At 62.9% G+C, this 16650-nt stretch carries 13 protein-coding genes and 1 pseudogene; 6 read left to right on the forward strand and 8 right to left on the reverse strand.

Translation table 11 applies throughout. From position 1 onward, the window contains the following. On the forward strand, nucleotides 1–1146 hold a 1146-nt coding region (locus V6M49_RS10960), incomplete at its 5' end, for a beta-galactosidase (RefSeq protein WP_332761129.1). A gap of 109 nt (nucleotides 1147–1255) precedes the next feature. Here the strand turns inward: V6M49_RS10960 and V6M49_RS10965 are convergent. From V6M49_RS10965 to V6M49_RS10980, 4 genes are all read right to left on the reverse strand, one after another. After that, nucleotides 1256–2206, reverse strand: a complete 951-nt coding sequence (locus tag V6M49_RS10965) for a carbohydrate ABC transporter permease (RefSeq protein ID WP_210412329.1) — start codon at nucleotides 2204–2206, stop codon at nucleotides 1256–1258. After that, nucleotides 2193–3116, reverse strand: a complete 924-nt coding sequence (locus V6M49_RS10970; RefSeq protein ID WP_246848604.1) for a carbohydrate ABC transporter permease — start codon at nucleotides 3114–3116, stop codon at nucleotides 2193–2195. The genes V6M49_RS10965 and V6M49_RS10970 overlap by 14 nt, the downstream gene beginning before the upstream one ends. Nucleotides 3117–3122: 6 nt before the next feature. After that, nucleotides 3123–4292, reverse strand: coding sequence for an ABC transporter substrate-binding protein (locus V6M49_RS10975; protein ID WP_332761130.1), 1170 nt, complete (start codon nucleotides 4290–4292; stop codon nucleotides 3123–3125). A 228-nt stretch (nucleotides 4293–4520) separates the two neighbouring features. Further along, nucleotides 4521–5534, reverse strand: coding sequence for a LacI family DNA-binding transcriptional regulator (locus tag V6M49_RS10980; RefSeq protein WP_141141528.1), 1014 nt, complete (start codon nucleotides 5532–5534; stop codon nucleotides 4521–4523). A 128-nt stretch (nucleotides 5535–5662) separates the two neighbouring features. Here V6M49_RS10980 and V6M49_RS10985 point away from each other — a divergent pair, with 128 nt between their 5' ends. From V6M49_RS10985 to V6M49_RS11000, 4 genes and pseudogenes are all read left to right on the forward strand, one after another. Further along, nucleotides 5663–7279 (forward strand): FAD-dependent oxidoreductase, encoded by a 1617-nt coding sequence (locus tag V6M49_RS10985; protein ID WP_246848605.1) that lies wholly within the window; start codon nucleotides 5663–5665, stop codon nucleotides 7277–7279. A 50-nt stretch (nucleotides 7280–7329) separates the two neighbouring features. Further along, nucleotides 7330–9315, forward strand: coding sequence for a hypothetical protein (locus V6M49_RS10990; protein WP_141141529.1), 1986 nt, complete (start codon nucleotides 7330–7332; stop codon nucleotides 9313–9315). Nucleotides 9316–9405: 90 nt separating this feature from the next. Continuing rightward, entirely contained in the window at nucleotides 9406–9549 is a 144-nt protein-coding gene (locus tag V6M49_RS10995) for a hypothetical protein (RefSeq protein WP_332761131.1), read from the forward strand. 7 nt (nucleotides 9550–9556) lie between these two features. Continuing rightward, a pseudogene (locus V6M49_RS11000) lies at nucleotides 9557–9970 on the forward strand (beta-galactosidase trimerization domain-containing protein); the annotation flags it as partial. Between the two features lie 59 nt (nucleotides 9971–10029). Here the strand turns inward: V6M49_RS11000 and V6M49_RS11005 are convergent. The 4 genes from V6M49_RS11005 to V6M49_RS11020 all read right to left on the reverse strand — a co-directional run bounded on the left by V6M49_RS11005 (nucleotide 10030) and on the right by V6M49_RS11020 (nucleotide 15236). Next, complete coding sequence (locus V6M49_RS11005) at nucleotides 10030–11943, reverse strand: glycoside hydrolase family 35 protein (RefSeq protein ID WP_332761132.1); 1914 nt, start codon at nucleotides 11941–11943, stop codon at nucleotides 10030–10032. After that, nucleotides 11940–12731, reverse strand: a complete 792-nt coding sequence (locus tag V6M49_RS11010; protein WP_332761133.1) for a carbohydrate ABC transporter permease — start codon at nucleotides 12729–12731, stop codon at nucleotides 11940–11942. The genes V6M49_RS11005 and V6M49_RS11010 overlap by 4 nt, the downstream gene beginning before the upstream one ends. Nucleotides 12732–12877: 146 nt before the next feature. Next, the gene (locus V6M49_RS11015) at nucleotides 12878–13825 is read right to left on the reverse strand and encodes a carbohydrate ABC transporter permease (protein WP_210412330.1); all 948 of its coding nucleotides are present in this window, start codon (nucleotides 13823–13825) and stop codon (nucleotides 12878–12880) included. A 109-nt stretch (nucleotides 13826–13934) separates the two neighbouring features. Next, the gene (locus V6M49_RS11020) at nucleotides 13935–15236 is read right to left on the reverse strand and encodes an ABC transporter substrate-binding protein (protein WP_332761134.1); all 1302 of its coding nucleotides are present in this window, start codon (nucleotides 15234–15236) and stop codon (nucleotides 13935–13937) included. A gap of 290 nt (nucleotides 15237–15526) precedes the next feature. Here V6M49_RS11020 and V6M49_RS11025 point away from each other — a divergent pair, with 290 nt between their 5' ends. Beyond that, nucleotides 15527–16513, forward strand: a complete 987-nt coding sequence (locus tag V6M49_RS11025; RefSeq protein ID WP_141141532.1) for a LacI family DNA-binding transcriptional regulator — start codon at nucleotides 15527–15529, stop codon at nucleotides 16511–16513. The last annotated feature ends 137 nt before the right edge of the window (nucleotides 16514–16650 follow it).

A 16650-nucleotide genomic window follows, 5' to 3' on the forward strand; every position in this document is an offset into this window, starting at 1 on the left:
GATCCCGAGCGTCAGATCGAACTCGCGTTCAGCGCGGACCTGACCCGGGGAATCGCGGGCGGCGAGCCGTGGATCCTGATGGAACATTCGACGTCGGCCGTCAACTGGCAGCCGCGCAACCAGCCCAAGATGCCCGGCGAAATGCTGCGCAACTCCCTGGCCCATGTGGCCCGTGGAGCGGATGCAGTGATGTTTTTCCAGTGGCGGCAGAGCTTCGCCGGGTCCGAGAAATTCCACTCCGCAATGGTCCCGCACGGCGGCCGCGACACACGGGTGTGGCGCGAGGTGGTGGAGCTCGGGTCTGCCCTGAAGCGGCTCGCATCGGTGCGCGGCTCGCGGGTGGAATCCCGCGTGGCGATCGTGTTCGACTACGAAGCCTGGTGGGCCAGCGAAATCGACTCCAAACCGAGCGAGGACGTGAAGTACCTGGACGTGCTGCGGGCGTTCCACCGGTCGCTGTTCCTGCGCGGGATCGCGGTGGATATGGTCCATCCTTCTTCGTCCTTGGAGGGCTACGGCCTGGTCCTGGTGTGCACGCTCTATTCGGTGACGGACGCAGCCGCTGCCAACATCGCTGCTGCCGCGCGGGCCGGAGCCACGGTGCTGGTGACGTATTTCAGCGGGATTGTGGACGAGCAGGACCACGTCCGGCTGGGCGGCTACCCCGGCGCTTTCCGGGAGCTGCTGGGGATCCGCGTGGAGGAATTCCACCCGCTGCTGGCCGGCGGGCATTTGAAGCTGAGCGACGGCGGGGTCTCGTCCGTGTGGAGCGAGCACGTCCACCTCGCCGGCGCTGAGGCGGTGCAGACTTTCACCGAGTATCCGTTGGAGGGCGTGCCGTCGCTGACGCGGCATGCAGTTGGCTCCGGTGCTGCCTGGTACCTGGCGACGTTCCCGGACCGCGACGGCATCGAAGCGGCCGTGGACCGGCTGCTGGCCGAGTCCGGCGTCGCTCCCGTTGCCGCCGCCGACCGCGGTGTGGAACTCGTACGTCGACGGGCCGACGACGGCGGCAGCTTCCTGTTCGCGATCAACCACTCACGCTCAGCCGCGGCGGTGGAGGCCGCCGGCGTTGACCTGCTGACGGGCGCGGCGTTTGCGGGGACTGTTGCGGCCGGTTCCGTTGCGGTGATCGCGGAGGACTGACGCGGGGTGCGGTGGCGGCTCGATAGATGCAGCATGGAACTGAAGGAGTCAGCTGGCCGCACACACACAGACCTGCCGCGCTAGACCTGCGCAGCAGGCCGACCACAGGTTAGCCCTTCACCCCCGTGCCGGCGATTCCTTCGATGAACTGCTTCTGCGCAAGGAGGAAAACAATCAGGATCGGGATCACCGTGAGCGACGCGGCTCCGAGCTGGGTGGTCCACAGCGGCTCACCATACCCGTCCTGATACCGCGTGATTCCCAGCGCCACAGTAAATTTCTCCGGGGTTGTCAGGAAGATCAGCGGTTCAAAGTACATGTTGAACGACCGTAGGAACGTAAGGATTGTGACCGCCGCGATCGCCGGCCGCGCAAGCGGGAATGCGATTCGCGTGAAGATGCCCACTCGCCCCAGCCCGTCCAGTCGAGCGGCCTCCTCAAGTTCCCCTGGCAGCGACAGGAAGTACTGCCGGAAGATGAACACCGACACCACCGAGGAGGGACCAAGCAGGGGCATCAGGATGAGCGGCCAATGGGTGTCGGTGAGCCCTATCGCGTTCACCGCCGTGAAGATCGGGATGATCGTTACTTCACTGGGCACCATCATGGAGGCAAGAAGGATCACAAACATGGTGTTACGGAACGGAAACCGCATCCGCGCAAACGCGTAGCCCGCCAGCCCCGATACGGCGAGCGATCCCGCCGTTACGATGAACGCGATGTACAGCGAGTTCCCGTACTGCTGCAGGAACGGCTGAGCCGTGAAGATCTTCGCAAACCCATCCAGCGTCCACTCCACCGGCCAGAGCCTGGGCGGCTGCGAGAAGATCTCCGACGTCGGCTTGAACGAGCTGAAGATCATCCAAACCGTCGGATAGATAAACGGGATCGAGAGGAGGACGAGGATCGCATAGAGCACCACGGTGTTAATCCGACTGCGGGCGCGCGATCCGCGCGAATCGCGGTTTGCCTTGGTTTTTCGTGGAGGCGCTACCCGGAACGAGACAACGGCTTCAGGGGCCTCCGGAGTCTGGACCTCAGAAATTTCAGTTTTCATCATTAACCCACTTCTTGCGCGACATCCACTGCACCATGGTCAACACGAGAATCACGGTGAAGAGCACAACGCCGATGGCACTGGCATACCCGAACTGCTGCTGCTGAAACGCGGTCTGGTATAGGAAATATGGCAAGATCAGCGTCGAGTCGGCTGGTCCGCCCTGGGTCAGCAACTGGATCGGTGCGAACACCTCCAGCGAACCGATGGTGGTGAGAATGCCGGCGAGAAGGACCGTCGGCGAGATCATCGGCAGCGTGATGGAAAAGAACGACCGACGCGGCCCCGCCCCATCCAATCGTGCGGCTTCCTTGATCTCCCCCGGAACCCCCTGCAGCGCCGCGAGGAACAGCACCATGTTCATGCCAACCCCCTTGAACACCTGGATAACAACAACCGACGGAAGCGCCGTCGCCGGACTGGTCAGCCATCCGGCGCCGTCAATGCCAAACATCGCAAGCATGCCGTTGAGACCGCCCTCCGGAGCGAGGAGGAAGTTCCAGACGATCGACCAGGAGATGATCGACACCACAACCGGCGAGAAGAAAAACGCACGGAAAGTGGCTATGCCGCGCATCCGATTGTTGAGGAGCAGCGCGAGGCTGAGCGCAAGAACAAGATTAAGCGTGACGATCCCGGCACCAAAGAGGAAACTCGACCGGAGGGAGTTATAGAACCGCTGGTCGCCAAACAGTTGGGTGTAGTTGTCAATCCCAATGAAGTTAAAGGTGCCGGTGAGCGGAGTCCATTCGTTGAGGCTGTACCAGATGACCGCGATGAAAGGGATGATACCGAGCACCAGAACACCGATGAACTGTGGGGCGACGAACGCCAGTCCTATCCAGCGGTCGCCTCCATCGAGGCGCCGCCGGACCGGGCGAGTCATCGCCCGCGTGCGGGTTGCGGACGACACAGTGCGTCAGCGTCCGAGGACGGGCTGAGCGGCATTGCAGACGGCGGAGGTCGCGGCTGCGACATCTCCACCAGTCCACACCGAATCAAGAGCCGAGCTCACAAGACCGGTCACCCGCGAGTAGACGGGACTCGAGGCCTTGACGGTTGCGTCGGGAACCACGTCGATGATCGCCGACTGGATCTGTCCCTCGCTGAGCTTCGGGGCGGCGGCCGAGAGCGTCTCAATGTTCATGAGTGACTTGCGAGACGGCGGGAAGTAGGTGGCGAGCTTCTCCGAGTTCACGGCGTTTGTGAAGTACGCCAGAAAGTCGGTCGAGGCATCCACGTGCTTGCTCTTCGCCACCACACCGATGCCGGCCTGGCCGATCACACCCTGCTTACCATCCGGGCCCGCGGGCAGCGGAAGGAAATCCCACTCGAAGCTGTCGTCGAGGGCACCCGATGCGCTGAGCTGCGCCACGCTGAACGCGACGTTGCCTGTGGCAAAAACCGGGTTCTGCGCCACCGTGGTGACGGCGGGCATGGCACCGCGATCGGTCTGGGTCTGGAACCAGGAGAGGAAATCAACCATCGCGGGTTTGCTGAACGTGCAGCTGGTGGAGTCATCCGTCCAGGGTGCGGCGCCCCACGATGCCCAAAGCGGGGTGAGGTTGTCCCAAGTAGTCGGCGAGAAGGAGGGAACAACCAATCCAGAGTTCCCTGTGGTCGCCTTGACGGCCGCTGCGATGTCGGCGATCGTGTCCCAGGTGTACTCACTCGTGCCCACGAGTGCTGACACGTCCGGCTGTCCGGCTGCTTTGAGGATGTCACGGTTCACGTACATTGCGAACGGGCTGTTCGAGAACGGGTAGGCGTAGAGAGCGCCCTCCTTCTCCCAGAGCGCGGTCGCACTCGGCAAGAGGTCGTCGAGGTTGTAGCCATCGGCGCTCTTGAAAGTGTCGGTGAGGTCTGCGAGAACTCCACTCTGAATGAATTCCGGGGCGTTCGCCTCGGGGATCCAGGCAAGATCCGGAACGTTGCCGCCGGCGATGCGGGTGGTGAGGCCGGCTATGTAGTCCTGGTTAGTGATCGTCTCGAAAGTGATCGAGTTCACCTCGCTGTTATCGGCGAGGTAGCCTTCGGCGATCTTGTCGAACAGTGCGAGGTGGTCCTTGTTTGCCGACCAGACGGCCATCGTTAGGTCCACAGGGCCACCGTTCGCGGCACCCGGTGGGCTACAGGCTACGAGTGATGTTGCTGTAATAGCGAGGACGCTAAGGAGGGCAACCCTCCGGGACGGCAGATTCATGAGCAGGTACTCCTTCGTACAAGGGCCGAGGACGACCTCGGCGCCAACTGCTCACCGGTGTCGAGAATCATGCTATCAACGATTCCCGACAATACAAGAGAAATTTCTCGATAGTTATCGAACGCGGGGTTCGCCGACTGAACCGCGCACCACAAGCGTTGTCGCCAACTCGGTGTGACGCGCCATCGGCTCTTCCCCTAGGAGGAGCTGCCGCGCGACGCGCACCGCATGTTTGCCCATCTCCTCTGACGGCTGCCGAACACTGGTTAGCTGAGGCGCCGTCATCCGCGCAACAATCTGGTCGTCAAAGCCGATCACACTGAGGTCCTCAGGCACGCGCACGCCTTGGCGCCGCGCAGCCTCGATTACCCCGGCGGCCTGAAAATCGCTCGCGGCGAAGATCGCGGTGGGCGGGTTGGGGAGACTCAGGAGTGTGGTGCCGTCGGCCAGGCCGGAGTCGTAGGAGAACTCGCCGTGTCGGATCAGCTCCGGATCCGCCGGGATGCCGCGCGCACCCAGAGCGGCGAGATACCCGTGCTGCCTGGCGAGGGACGACTGGGTATCGGCAACACCGGTGAGCATCCCGATCCTGCGGTGGCCCGCTGCAATGAGGTGCTCGGTAGCTTCTAGTCCGCCCGCCCAGTTGGTGGCACCAACACTGTAAGACACGTCATCCGGACGAGTGTACGGATCCACCACGATGAGCGGAATTCCGAGCAGGCGGAAGCGGGCGCGCTGGTCTGCGTCCAGCGTCGGTCGCACGGCCACGACGGCCGTGCGGCCGCCGCCGAGGTCATCGATCCACCTCAGATCCGTGTCGTCCGGATGCACCGAGATCACAAGATCAAGATCATGCGCTTGCGCCTCGGCCGCCGCGCCGCGAAGGACGTCGAGCGTGAGGGGAGAGTTCATGGTGCGCGTGAGAAATGTGATGCGCTCCTGAGGCGCAATGTGGCGCCGCTTCAGCGGCACATAGCTGCTCTCGGCCAGCAGCCTTTCGACGCGCTTTCGCGTGGCTGCAGCGACATCGGGCTGCCCGTTTGCAACCTTCGAAACGGTGGAGATAGAGACCCCCGCTTGCTCAGCAATATCCGAGAGCGACGCTGTTGCACGCTTCTTCGCGCTCATGGCGCTCCTTCCTTCACGGGTGACTGCATCGAGTCTAATGCCGCGTCGAAAGACTTGACGCTCTACGATACTCGTGCAATTATTCTCGGGAATTAGAGCATAAATTCGCGATAAATATTGAAAGGCTGATGATGACCGAGCAAGACACCGAAATCCTGATCGTGGGCGGAGGCGTTGGCGGTGTCTCCGCAGCCCTCGCGGCACTGGAGCGCGGACGGCGCGTTGTCCTCACGGAGGAAACGGACTGGCTCGGTGGGCAGCTCACGACACAGCTGGTGCCGAGCGACGAGCACATCCGTGTCGAAACGACCGGACGCAACGCGAGCTATGCACGATTCCGCGATCTGCTGCGCTCCCACTACCGCGACTTCTATCCGCTCACCGACGAGGCGGCCGCCGACGCGCATCTCAACCCCGGTGCCGGCTGGGTCAGCCCGGTCTGCGTTGAGCCTCGCGTGATCCTCTCGGTGATCGACGGCCTGCTTCGCCCCTTTGTCTCGGCGGGGCAGCTAACCATCCTGCTCGAGACACGACCCGTCTCCGTTGCCACGTCCTGGGACCGCATCGACGCGGTCACGTTTGAGACCGCAGACGGTGCCGAGATCGTGGTCTCGGCGTCCGTTGTGCTCGACGCGACGGAACTTGGCGATCTGCTGGAGCTCGGTGGCGTGGAGCACGTGACCGGTCGTGAGTCCCGCGAACAGACTGGTGAGCCGAGCGCCGCCGATACGGCCGACCTGCTCGACATGCAGGGGGTGACTTGGTGTTTTGCCATAGATCATCGAGACGGCGAGGATCACACGATCGATCGCCCCGCCCGTTATGAACACTTCCGCGACTGGCGGCCCTCGCAGCTGCACGGCGAGCGGATTCTGGGCTTCGGGCGGGCACCGGAGCACTCCGGCGATCCCGCTCGGGCGTATCTGCTCACGCCGAACCCCGACGATGACCCGTCTGGGATCGACGTGGACCACCGCAACATGGGCGCAGCGCCGGAGCTGTGGACGTACCGTCGCATTCTCGCTCGTCGGCAGTTCCAGCCCGGCTTCTTCGCCAGCGACGTCACGATCGTCAACTGGCCCATGAACGACTACATCGGCGGCCCACTCTTTGGCACCCCGGATGCGGCAGAGCACCGAGCCGCGGCGAAGGAACTGAGCGAATCCCTGCTTTACTGGCTGCAGACCGAGGCACCTCGCCCCGATGGTGGCACCGGATGGCCGGGATTGCGTCTTCGTCCCGATATCGCCGGCACGGCCGATGGCTTCGCCAAGGTGCCCTACTACCGGGAGTCGCGGCGTATCCTGGCCGAGCGGACGATCGTGGAGCAGGACTTCTCCGTTGAGATCCTCGGCGACAACCCGGCGGTCTCGTATCCGGACTCGGTGGGCGTCGGCCACTATTTCTGGATTGATCGGCATCCCTCCACCGGTGGACATCCCGGCGGGGGTGGACGACCGCAGCCGTTTGAAATCCCGCTCGGCGCGCTCATCCCCCGCCGCGTCGACAACCTCCTCGCAGCCGCGAAGAATATCGGCACCACGCAGATCACAAATGGCAGCTATCGGCTGCAGCCAGTCGAGTGGTCGATTGGCGAGGCCGCGGGCGCGATTGCGTCGTTTGCGGTGGCGGGCGCCATCACCCCGCGGGCGGTTCGCAACGATGAGCGCCTCCTCGCCACATTCCAGGACGACCTGGTTGCCCATGGGGCACAGCTGCGCTGGGACCCGGCGCTGCGCTGGTAGTTTTCGACGCGCCATCCGGCGCGGCGTTCAAAAAAGAGAGAGGACCGTCGATGACGACGTCTGACCAGGTGCCCGGTGCAATCCAGCCCATTCTGACGCGGAGGGGGTTGATCATCGGCGGATTTGCCGCCGCGTCGGTCCTCACTCTTTCGCCTCCCGGGCGGCTGTCGCCCGCGGCGGCCACCACGGCCGGTGGCGCATTGCCCTTAGTGCAGGAACTCGCCACCCCTTCGGATCGAACCGCCTTTGATCCCGTGGAACAGGTGCTGGCCGACTACCTTGTGATCGTGGCGGCCATGGCCAACGACATCGTCACCGATGGCGGTCCGATGCACGGATGGATGTCGGGCGGATGGTGGCGCACACCTTCGGAGCCCTTTAACGCTCGTGTTCAGGAGCACGTTGCCACGCTCGCCTGGTTCTATGCGAATGCGCGCAGTTGGAACCCCTACGCTGGTGACCCCGCACTGCTTGCCCGACTCGATGCTGCGATCGGGTTCTATCTCGATCTCCAACACAGCGACGGGTCCTGGCCTGAGTATTCGGCCGTCGAACACAGCAGGGCAGCGACGGGCTTTGGTCTGGTGTCGCTCACGGAGGCGTATCGGCAGTTGGAGGCCGCATCCGTGCTCCCGGCTCGACGAACACAGATGGAGGATGCTCTGCGCCTGGCCGCGTCCTGGTTTCTCGATCTGAGCAATTCGACCACGTGGGGCACACCAACAACCATCATCCGGTTTGCCAATCAGACCATCGCGGGGCTCGTAGGCTGCGCTCATGCCGCCGAGGCTCTTGGCGACAGTGCGCTGACGGCGGCGGTGGATACGGGCATCGGTGTCTTCTCCGCCCGCGCACAAGCGTCCGGGGGATGGTTTTATGAACCAACCGGGCTTGATCTGGCGTACAGCCATGAGGTCCAGGTACCCGATATGGCCGACCTTTATCGGGTCACCGGCGACCAACGGCTGCTCGATATGGCTGAACGGTGGCTCGGGATACTCAGTCTGGTCACCGTGCGTGAGCCCGATGGATCCGGATATATCGGCATGGGTTCGGCATCCGCGCGCACGGGTGGCAGCGTTCCGATCACGGACGCTTTCAGCGACGCGCGGGACCGCACGGCTTTCACCGGGGAGCTTCTCCCGGCTGTGCCAGGGTTTGCTGCGTATCGTCCCAGCGTCAGCACCGTCAATACGGCGCGTGCCCAGTGGGCTGCGTCGACCGATCCGATTGTGGGGCGGGCGAAGCAGAACACATCTCCTCGGCTGTGGATGCACGTTACCGCGAACGCGCCGCTGGCGAGTGCAGCCGACCGCTCGGCGGCGCTTGCCGCCCTGCCCACGATTGCGTCGTCACGGTTCACGGAGGCGCGGACAGGGGTGCTGGGGATGCAGTTTGTGTTTGTCCGGCGCCCGCGCTACTACCTCGCCTCGCTGTTTGGGCAACGCGCGTCGACGAGGGTGCGTAATGGTTCGCAGCTGCTGTGGCACCCGACAATGGGTACGACCATCGTGGGGTTTAACAATGCCGCTGTTGACGATGATTTCTGGGGCACGATTCTCGGTGACGGGGTCGATGAGGCACGTGCGACGCTGACCGCGGCGTTTGCCTCCGGTGGAGCACCGGTCGCCATCACTGGGCTCGGCGCGGTGACGGGCGATTTTAGCATCACCGCGTCCTCCGCGACGGGGATTAAGACAGTCACCGACGTGGCCGACACCGGCTTCACCCGCACCGTCACGGCCCCGTCGGCCGGCACCGAGCAGATCCCGCTGCTGCTTCAACAAGGCGATGCGCTGCAATGGTTGGGCAGTGGCAGTGGGTCCCCGACGTGGGGGCAGAACTCAGCGGCCGCGGCGACGGGGCTGTGCCTCACGCGCAGCGGCGTCAAAATGAAGCTGAAGTGGGGCGCCAGAGAAAACGTGACCCTGACGGACACCGCCCGTACCATCTTCGAAGATGGCGACCGCCGGCAGCACCTCCTGCGAATCCCCCACCCCGGCGCCCTCACCCTGGAGGTGGCTTTCTCGTCCTAACAAACGCACAAAACCCTCCCAGATCCGCGATATGTTTCGGACCTGGGAGGGTTTTGTACGTTTGTTCCGCCGGTTGGAACGCCCCGTACAGTGATCCACCAGTGGACCCACTCGAAGACGATCTCCATCACGTCGGTTTCGGTCTTCAACGCCCCGCTGCGGAACGGTGAATCCTTCGCGACGGCCTCGTTCTTGAACATCCCCATCACTGTCTCGGCCGCGGCATTGTCATAAGCGTCACTCGCTGTTCCTGCGCGGGGTCGCGGTGGATCTGGTCCATCCGTCCGCGTCGCTGGAGGGCTACGGCCTGGTCCTGGTGTGCACGCTCTTCGGTGACTAACGCGGCCGCCGCAAACATTGCCGCCGCCGCGCGGGCCGGAGCCACAGTGCTGGTGACGTATTTCAGCAGGATTGTCGACGGGCAGGCCACATCCGGATGGGCGGCTACCCCGGCGCTTTCCGGGAGCTGCTGGGGATCCGGGTGGAGGGATTCCATCCGCTGCTGGCCGGCGGGCGGTTGAAGTTGAGCGGCGGCGGGGTGTCTTCGGTGTGGAGCGAGCATGTCCACCTCGCGGGGGCCGAAGCGGTGCAGACTCTCACCGAGTATCCGCTGGGGGGCGTGCCGTCCCTGACGCGGCATGCGGTTGGTGCGGGTGATAGTGCGGGCGCTGGTTCCGTTGCGGTGATCGCGGAGGACTGATCCGGCGTAGCTGATCAGAGGAGGGACTCCTGATGCCTTGTGGTCGAGCCGAGTTCCGGTTGTGCCCGCAATTCCAGTTCCAGTTCCACGCCAAAATTCTCGAGTTCCAGGACGACGATGGTGTTCTCTCCGGGTGACAGCAGCGGGCCCGGAACGTAGAGGGTTACTTGGGGTCCCTCCTGCCAGTAGCGGCCAAGCAGTACTCCATTGATCCACAGGAACCCCTTGGCGAAACCGGGCAGGGCAATGAACGTGTCGGCCGGTTCATCGATGAGGAAGGTGGCGGTCGCCAGGCCGTTCGGTGTATGAGTCTCCGGGGTATGTGTCTCCGGGGTGGAGCCGCTTGCTGCGGTCTGGAGTTCTGCAAGCCGGGCCGCGTCGAAATCGGCGAGGGCCACCGGCGTCTGGTCCCAGTGGAACACGTAGCGCTGGTCAATGAGGACTCCCCCCAGGATGCCCTTCCGCTCTCCGTAGCGTGGTCCGTAGTTGATGTAGCCCTGATTCTCAACCACTATTTCGAGCTCCACTTCGGATCCGTCGCCCCTGACGGTTACACCGTCCCAGCCGCTGTTGGCATCCAGCAGACCAACGAATTGCCCGTTGACATGGACATAGGCGCGGTCGTGCAGGTCCACGATCCTGATGGTGGTGTCGCGGTCAGGCAGGCTGGCCTGGGCTCGATACAGGATCATGCCGGCCGGCAGCCCCAGGTCTTCGAAGCTGAGTGGCCGGAGACTCCGTACCGGGGCGGCCGCATGGCGGACCACGTCCAACATCCGTGGCCCGCGGGTGAGTGCAAGCTGCCGGGGGGAAAGTGTGGGCGTCCGGGCGAGGAGCTCGGCTGGTATTTCTTGGCTCCCCGTTCCCAGCCGCAGGAACTCGGCCCGGAGCGCGTGGAACTTCTCGGTCAGTGCACCGTGTTCGGCCACCGGAGCGTCCGAGTCATAGCTCGTCACGGTGGGCTGCAGTTTGGTCCCGTCGTGGTTGCTTCCGGAGCCGAGACCAAAGTTGGTGCCGCCGTGGGCCATGTACAGGCAAATCGAACCGCCCCCGTCAAGGATCTTCCGTATTTCTGCGGCAGCATCCGCGGCGTCGCGGGTGTTGTGCTTCTCGCCCCAGTGGTCAAACCAGCCGTTCCAGAACTCGATATTCAGGAAGGGTTCACCAGGACGGCGCCGTTTCCATATTTCGATGGCCTCGTCCCCGCGGCTCCCCAACGTGGCTGCCGCCAGGGTGCCTTCGATGGCGCCGCCGTCGAGATAATAATCGGTGCCCCCATCCGCGGTGAAAAGCAGCTCGGTAATCCCCCGGTCCAGTAGTGCGTCGCGGTTCCAGCGGATATAGCTGTGGTCATCCCCGTAACTGCCGTATTCGTTTTCGATTTGGACGGCGACGACGGGGCCCCCGTTGGCGGCCTGCTGGCGTTCGATGATCGGGAGAAGGTGGTCGAACCACTCTTCGACCTGGGACTGGAAAACCGGGTCACTGCAACGCAAGGCGATGTCGTCGCGGCCTGTGACCCAGTTCGGCAGGCCTCCGTTGTCCCATTCTGCGCAGATGTACGGGCCAGGCCTGACGATGACGTCCATGCCGAGGCTGCCTGCAAGTTCTATGAAGCGTTCCAGATCGCGCCAGCCGCTGAAGTCCGGCACGTCGGTTGCGCGCGGCTGGTGGAAATTCCAGGCAACGTAGGTATCGACGGTGTTCAGGCCCATAGCCTTGAGCCGGGACAGTCGGTCCTCCCATTGGCCGGGATGGACGCGGAAGTAGTGGATGGCCCCGGCCAGGATTCGGTGGGATCGGCCGTGACGGAAGAATCCGTTCCCGTCGTAGGTGAGCGCGGCCGCTGTTGGGAATTGTCCGAGCTCGGCCATGTTCGATTCATCGCCGAGGTTTGGCCGGGTGGATGTGGTGGTGCTGGTTGTCATTTGACAGCTCCCGCGGTGAGTCCGGCCCGCCAGAAGCGCTGGAGGCACAGGAAGGCGACGATGAGGGGAATGATGGACAGCAATGCGCCGACGACAACCGTCGCTTGCGGTACATTTCCGTTGCTGCCGTTCCACGCAACGAGTCCTACCGTGACCGGTTGCAGGGCCGAGTCGTTCAGCACCATGGCGGGCAGCAGGTAGTTGTTCCATATTTCAACGAAGTTGAAGAGGAAAATCGTGACGAGTGCTGGCGCCATGACGCGAACAGAGATGTCGGAGAAGATCCGGAATTCACCCGCTCCGTCGAGCCGCCCGGCTTCAATGAGCTCATCGGGAACTGACTGCGCAGCAAATACCCGCGAAAGGTATACACCGAAAGGGCTCACGATGCTCGGGAGCAGTACTGCCAGGGGGTTGTTGATCAGGCTGACGTTGCTGAACATCATGAACAGCGGAAGCGTAAACATGATCTTGGGAATCAGTACTGCTGCGAGGATCGTGGAGAAGATCAGGCCGCGGCCCGGAAAACTGTACTTCGCCAGCGCATAGCCGGCCATGGCGGACAAGAACGTCCCGACGGTGGCTCCCAGCCCGGCATAGAGAATACTGTTCAGCATCCAGCGCAGGAAGATCCCATCCCCCTCCGTCATGAGGATGCGGACGTTTTCGATGATGTGGACGCCATCGAACCAGAGCCCGGATCCGGAGAACTGTTCGCCATGCTTTTTGTTGGCGGCAACAACAAGCCACCAAACCGGCAGGAGGAAATAGAGGGCGGAAACGAGCATGACGGCAAGGACACCAACACGGCTGGTCAGGGTAGTTTCGCGATCTGAACTCCTGCCGGGCTTGCTTCGGTTGCTTGGCTTGCTTGGCTTGTTTGGACGGATGTTTGTCGGGGTCGAAACAGTGACCCTGTCCCTAGCGTGCAGAGTCACTTTTCACCTCGGTTGGTGAGCTTGAAGAAGGCAAAGGAGAGGACTCCGACGAGAAGGGCAAGCACCACGGACTGGGCTCCGGCGTAGGCATAGTCCTGGGACTGCACTGCGGCGCGGGCCGACATCAAGGGTGTGAAGGCCGAGTTGATGGAGCCGCCCGAGATTGCCTGGAGGACAGTTGGTTCGTTGAACAGTTGCGCCGTGCCGATGATGGAGAACACAGCCGTGAGGATGATCGCCGGGCGGACCATGGGGATCTTGATGTTCCACGCGATGCGCGCGGGGGACGCGCCGTCGAGCTTTGCAGATTCCAGCACCTCGGCGGGAATGGTCTGGATGGCTGAATAGATGATGATCATGTTGTAGCCGGTCCATCCCCAGGTCACGATGTTGGCCACCGCCCACAGCACCAGCTCCTCGCTCATGAAGGGGATGTCTATTCCCAGTGGTGCCAGCGCGTTGTTGATGGGGCTCGAGGATGGCGAGTAGAGAAAGGACCACATGAGGGCGGCTATGACGCCGGGCACGGCGTAAGGCATGAAGCTGGTCAGCCGGAAGAACGACTTGCCGCGGATCGACTTTGAATCCAGCAGGAGGGCGAGCAACAAGGCAAAGCCCAGCATGAGCGGGACTTGCACCACGCCGAAGACAAGCACGCGCCCCAGGGATCCAATGAATGCCTCGTCAGTGAAAATGCGTCCGTAGTTGAACCATGGGTCGAAAACAGGAGTGGACGGCCCGCCCAGTCCCAAGCCCGATCGCTGGGTTTTAAGGAAGCTCTGCTGGAGGGCAAATCCGATGGGAACCAGGTACATGGCTATGAAGATGATCAGGAACGGTGCCAGGAACATTACGGGCGTGCGGAGGCGTCCGCTGGTTCGTGCCTTTGGCTTGGGCCTGGGCTTCATGCCCGAGGCATGGCCCAAACTGGTCGACGCACTCATGGTGCCTCCCCTTGGTAGAAATCGTGTTTGGCGTTTCAGCGGCAGTGTGGCCGGCCGCGCTCTTGAGGCCGGCCACACGTCGTCGTCGGCCGTCTTCTTGGCCGTCTGTTTACTTGACGCTCAGGCCCTGGGCCTTGAGGGCATCCACTGTCTTGGTTTGCGCGGCGCTGAAAGCGTCGGCGAGTGTTCCGTTACCGGCCCATGCCTTTGAGAGCCCGTCGTCCAGGTCTTTGGTTGTCTGGGGCATGTTGGGTCCCCAGACCCAGCTGGTGTCCACGTTGTTCGAGGCAGCCTTGAAAACGTCAAAGATCTTTTGGCCGCTGAAGTACTCATCGGGCTTGGTCAGGGACGGCAGGTCAAGAAGTGCTTTCGCGGCCGGGTACAGGGCCGCCTCTTCGATCAGTGCGGAGTAGGCGTCCTTATCGGTACTCATCCAGTTGGCGAAGGTCCAGGCAGCCTCAGGAGTGTCGCAGCCCTTGAGCACTGCGGTAGCCGAGCCACCCGCGTTGCCAACTTTGTCCTCCCCGGCAGCCCACTGGGGCATGGGAGCTACAGCCCATTTGCCGGCACCGGCTTTGGCGTCACCCTTGATGACGCCGGCTTGCCACACGGGGCCAACGAGCGTGGCAATGGAGCCGTCACCCAGTCCCTTGAACCAGGCAGGATCGTACATGGGTGCCTCGCTGATGACCTTGGCGTCCACCAGACCTTGCCAGTAATCGGCCACCTTCTTGTTGGCGTCCGAGTCGAGCGAAACGTCCCAGCTGTCGCCGTCGATACCAAACCACGGAGCTCCGGCCTGCCAGGCCAAGCCGGCGTAGTCGTAGTTCAGGTAAGGCGAAGAGATGGATATATTGCTGTCCGCGGCCTTGAGCTTCTCAGCGGCCTGCTTGTATTCGTCCCACGTTGTGGGCACTGCGACGCCGTGCTGGGCAAAGAGCTCATTGTTGTAGAACAGCGCCATCGGAGCGGTGTCAACAGGTGCGGCATAGACCTTTCCGCCGGGGCTCACCGCCTTCCAGGTCCAGTCAACGTACTCGCCCTCGTTCTTACTGGCGTAGCTGGTGACGTCTTCCAGGGCGCCCTGGGCCGCGAAACTTGTCAGGGTTTCATACCCAACCTGTCCCAGGCAGGCCGCGCTGTCGGCTTTGACCGCATTGAGCATTTTCTCGTAGCCGCCCTTGGCACCTGGCTGGACCTCTTCGTAAACGACTTTGATGTCCGGGTGGGAGGCGTTGAAGGCCTTGACGGCGTCAGCGTAGCCAGGCGCCCAGCCCCAGAATTTTACTTCCTGAACGCCTGCGGGCGAACCGGACGTTGCCGGCTCACCGCCTCCCCCGGTGCCGCACGCCGTCAGGGCCAAAGCTCCGACTGCGGCCACACCCGCAGCCCAAATGGTTGACTTTTTCATTTTTTCTCCTTGTGACCGCAGCAGGACAGCCCGAACGGGCCGAAGTGACTTGAGTGGCAGAAAGCGGAACGGGTTCCAGATTCGTTTGCCGGTGGGTACCGACGAAGCTGGCCGGTCCCTGTAAGTGACGAGTATTACACGCAATGTTACCCATAACAACCCCCAATCGATAAGAGTTTTCGATCGTTTGTGCGCCAACAGGGTTACGGATAACAACTGACTTATACTGGCTGGGAGGCTAAAACTAGGGGGCAAAAGTGACAGCACAGGCGGGACGACGCGGTACAGCCATGCGCGATGTAGCTCTGGCTGCGGGGGTATCGGCACAGACTGTTTCCAGGGTTCTCAGCGGCCATCCCAACGTTCAGGAGAGCACCCGCGCGAAAGTCCTGGCGGCGGTCGAACGGCTGGGATACAGGCTCAACCACATGCCCCGCGCCCTCGCAACAGGGCGTTCCATGACAGTCGGGTTCATTACCCTTGCATCAAGCTTTTACTCCCGGGCCGCTTTGGCCCTGGGAGTTGAACAGGCCGCCCGGGAGTCGGGCTATACCGTCAACACGGCCACCACGGCCTCACTGGATGCAGCGGCGGTGGGTGTGGCCATCAACAGGCTCATTGAGCAGGGCGTTGACGGCCTGATTATTGCTGTCCCCCTCATCGATCTCGACGAGCCGCTGGAAAAGCTCATCCGCGTTCTGCCCACGGTCACACTGGACGGATCCGGCACTTCGTCGGCAGACGTTGTCGCAATAGACCAGTCCGTCGCTGTCCGCCTCGCGACCGAGCACCTCCTTGGCCTTGGACATCGCACCGTCTGGCATGTGGCCGGACCGCCCCAATGGTCGGATGCCATCAGCCGCGTTGCCGGCTGGCGGGCGGCGCTGACGGAGGCAGGACGTGAAGTTCCCCCGGAACTCTACGGAGACTGGTCCCCCGAATCGGGCTACCGCAACGGCCTCCTCCTGGCCCGGATGCCGGACGTTACCGCTGTCCTGGTTGCAAGCGATGAGATGGCTTTTGGCCTCATGCGGGCAATGAGCGAGCTGGGCCGGCGCATACCTGAGGACGTTTCAGTGGTGGGAATCGACAACATTGCCCTGGCCGCCTACGCGAATCCGCCCCTCACCACGGTGAGCCAGTCCTTCGAGCAGACCGGACGTCGGGCCGTTGTGCACCTGCTGCGTCAGCTGCAGGAGCCGGGGACCACTTTCGAACCCGAAGTCGTGGCACCGGAGCTGATCATTCGCGCCACCACCTGCCCTCCCGGACGTTGATCTTCGGCTCTACGTAGGCCTGGCCTCCTCCTCGGCTCTGCACGGTCCGTCCGCATCCTTCGAACGCGACCCCCTTGCCAAATGAGTTTTTGACCCGCACTCTTTTAACGATGCAAGCACATGAGCGATATCGCCCC

The organism is Pseudarthrobacter sp., from assembly GCF_036675385.1.
Classification (GTDB): Bacteria; Actinomycetota; Actinomycetes; order Actinomycetales; family Micrococcaceae; genus Arthrobacter.

Excerpts from the sequence above, each read along its gene's own strand:
- V6M49_RS10965 (WP_210412329.1), bottom strand. The coding sequence starts at position 2,206 with ATGATGAAAACTGAAATTTCTGAGGTCCAGACTCCGGAGGCCCCTGAA.
- V6M49_RS10975 (WP_332761130.1), bottom strand. The coding sequence starts at position 4,292 with ATGGCCGTCTGGTCGGCAAACAAGGACCACCTCGCACTGTTCGACAAG.
- V6M49_RS10980 (WP_141141528.1), bottom strand. The coding sequence starts at position 5,534 with ATGAGCGCGAAGAAGCGTGCAACAGCGTCGCTCTCGGATATTGCTGAG.
- V6M49_RS10985 (WP_246848605.1), top strand. The coding sequence starts at position 5,663 with ATGATGACCGAGCAAGACACCGAAATCCTGATCGTGGGCGGAGGCGTT.
- V6M49_RS10990 (WP_141141529.1), top strand. The coding sequence starts at position 7,330 with ATGACGACGTCTGACCAGGTGCCCGGTGCAATCCAGCCCATTCTGACG.
- V6M49_RS11005 (WP_332761132.1), bottom strand. The coding sequence starts at position 11,943 with ATGACAACCAGCACCACCACATCCACCCGGCCAAACCTCGGCGATGAA.
- V6M49_RS11010 (WP_332761133.1), bottom strand. The coding sequence starts at position 12,731 with ATGCTCGTTTCCGCCCTCTATTTCCTCCTGCCGGTTTGGTGGCTTGTT.
- V6M49_RS11015 (WP_210412330.1), bottom strand. The coding sequence starts at position 13,825 with ATGAGTGCGTCGACCAGTTTGGGCCATGCCTCGGGCATGAAGCCCAGG.
- V6M49_RS11020 (WP_332761134.1), bottom strand. The coding sequence starts at position 15,236 with ATGAAAAAGTCAACCATTTGGGCTGCGGGTGTGGCCGCAGTCGGAGCT.
- V6M49_RS11025 (WP_141141532.1), top strand. The coding sequence starts at position 15,527 with ATGCGCGATGTAGCTCTGGCTGCGGGGGTATCGGCACAGACTGTTTCC.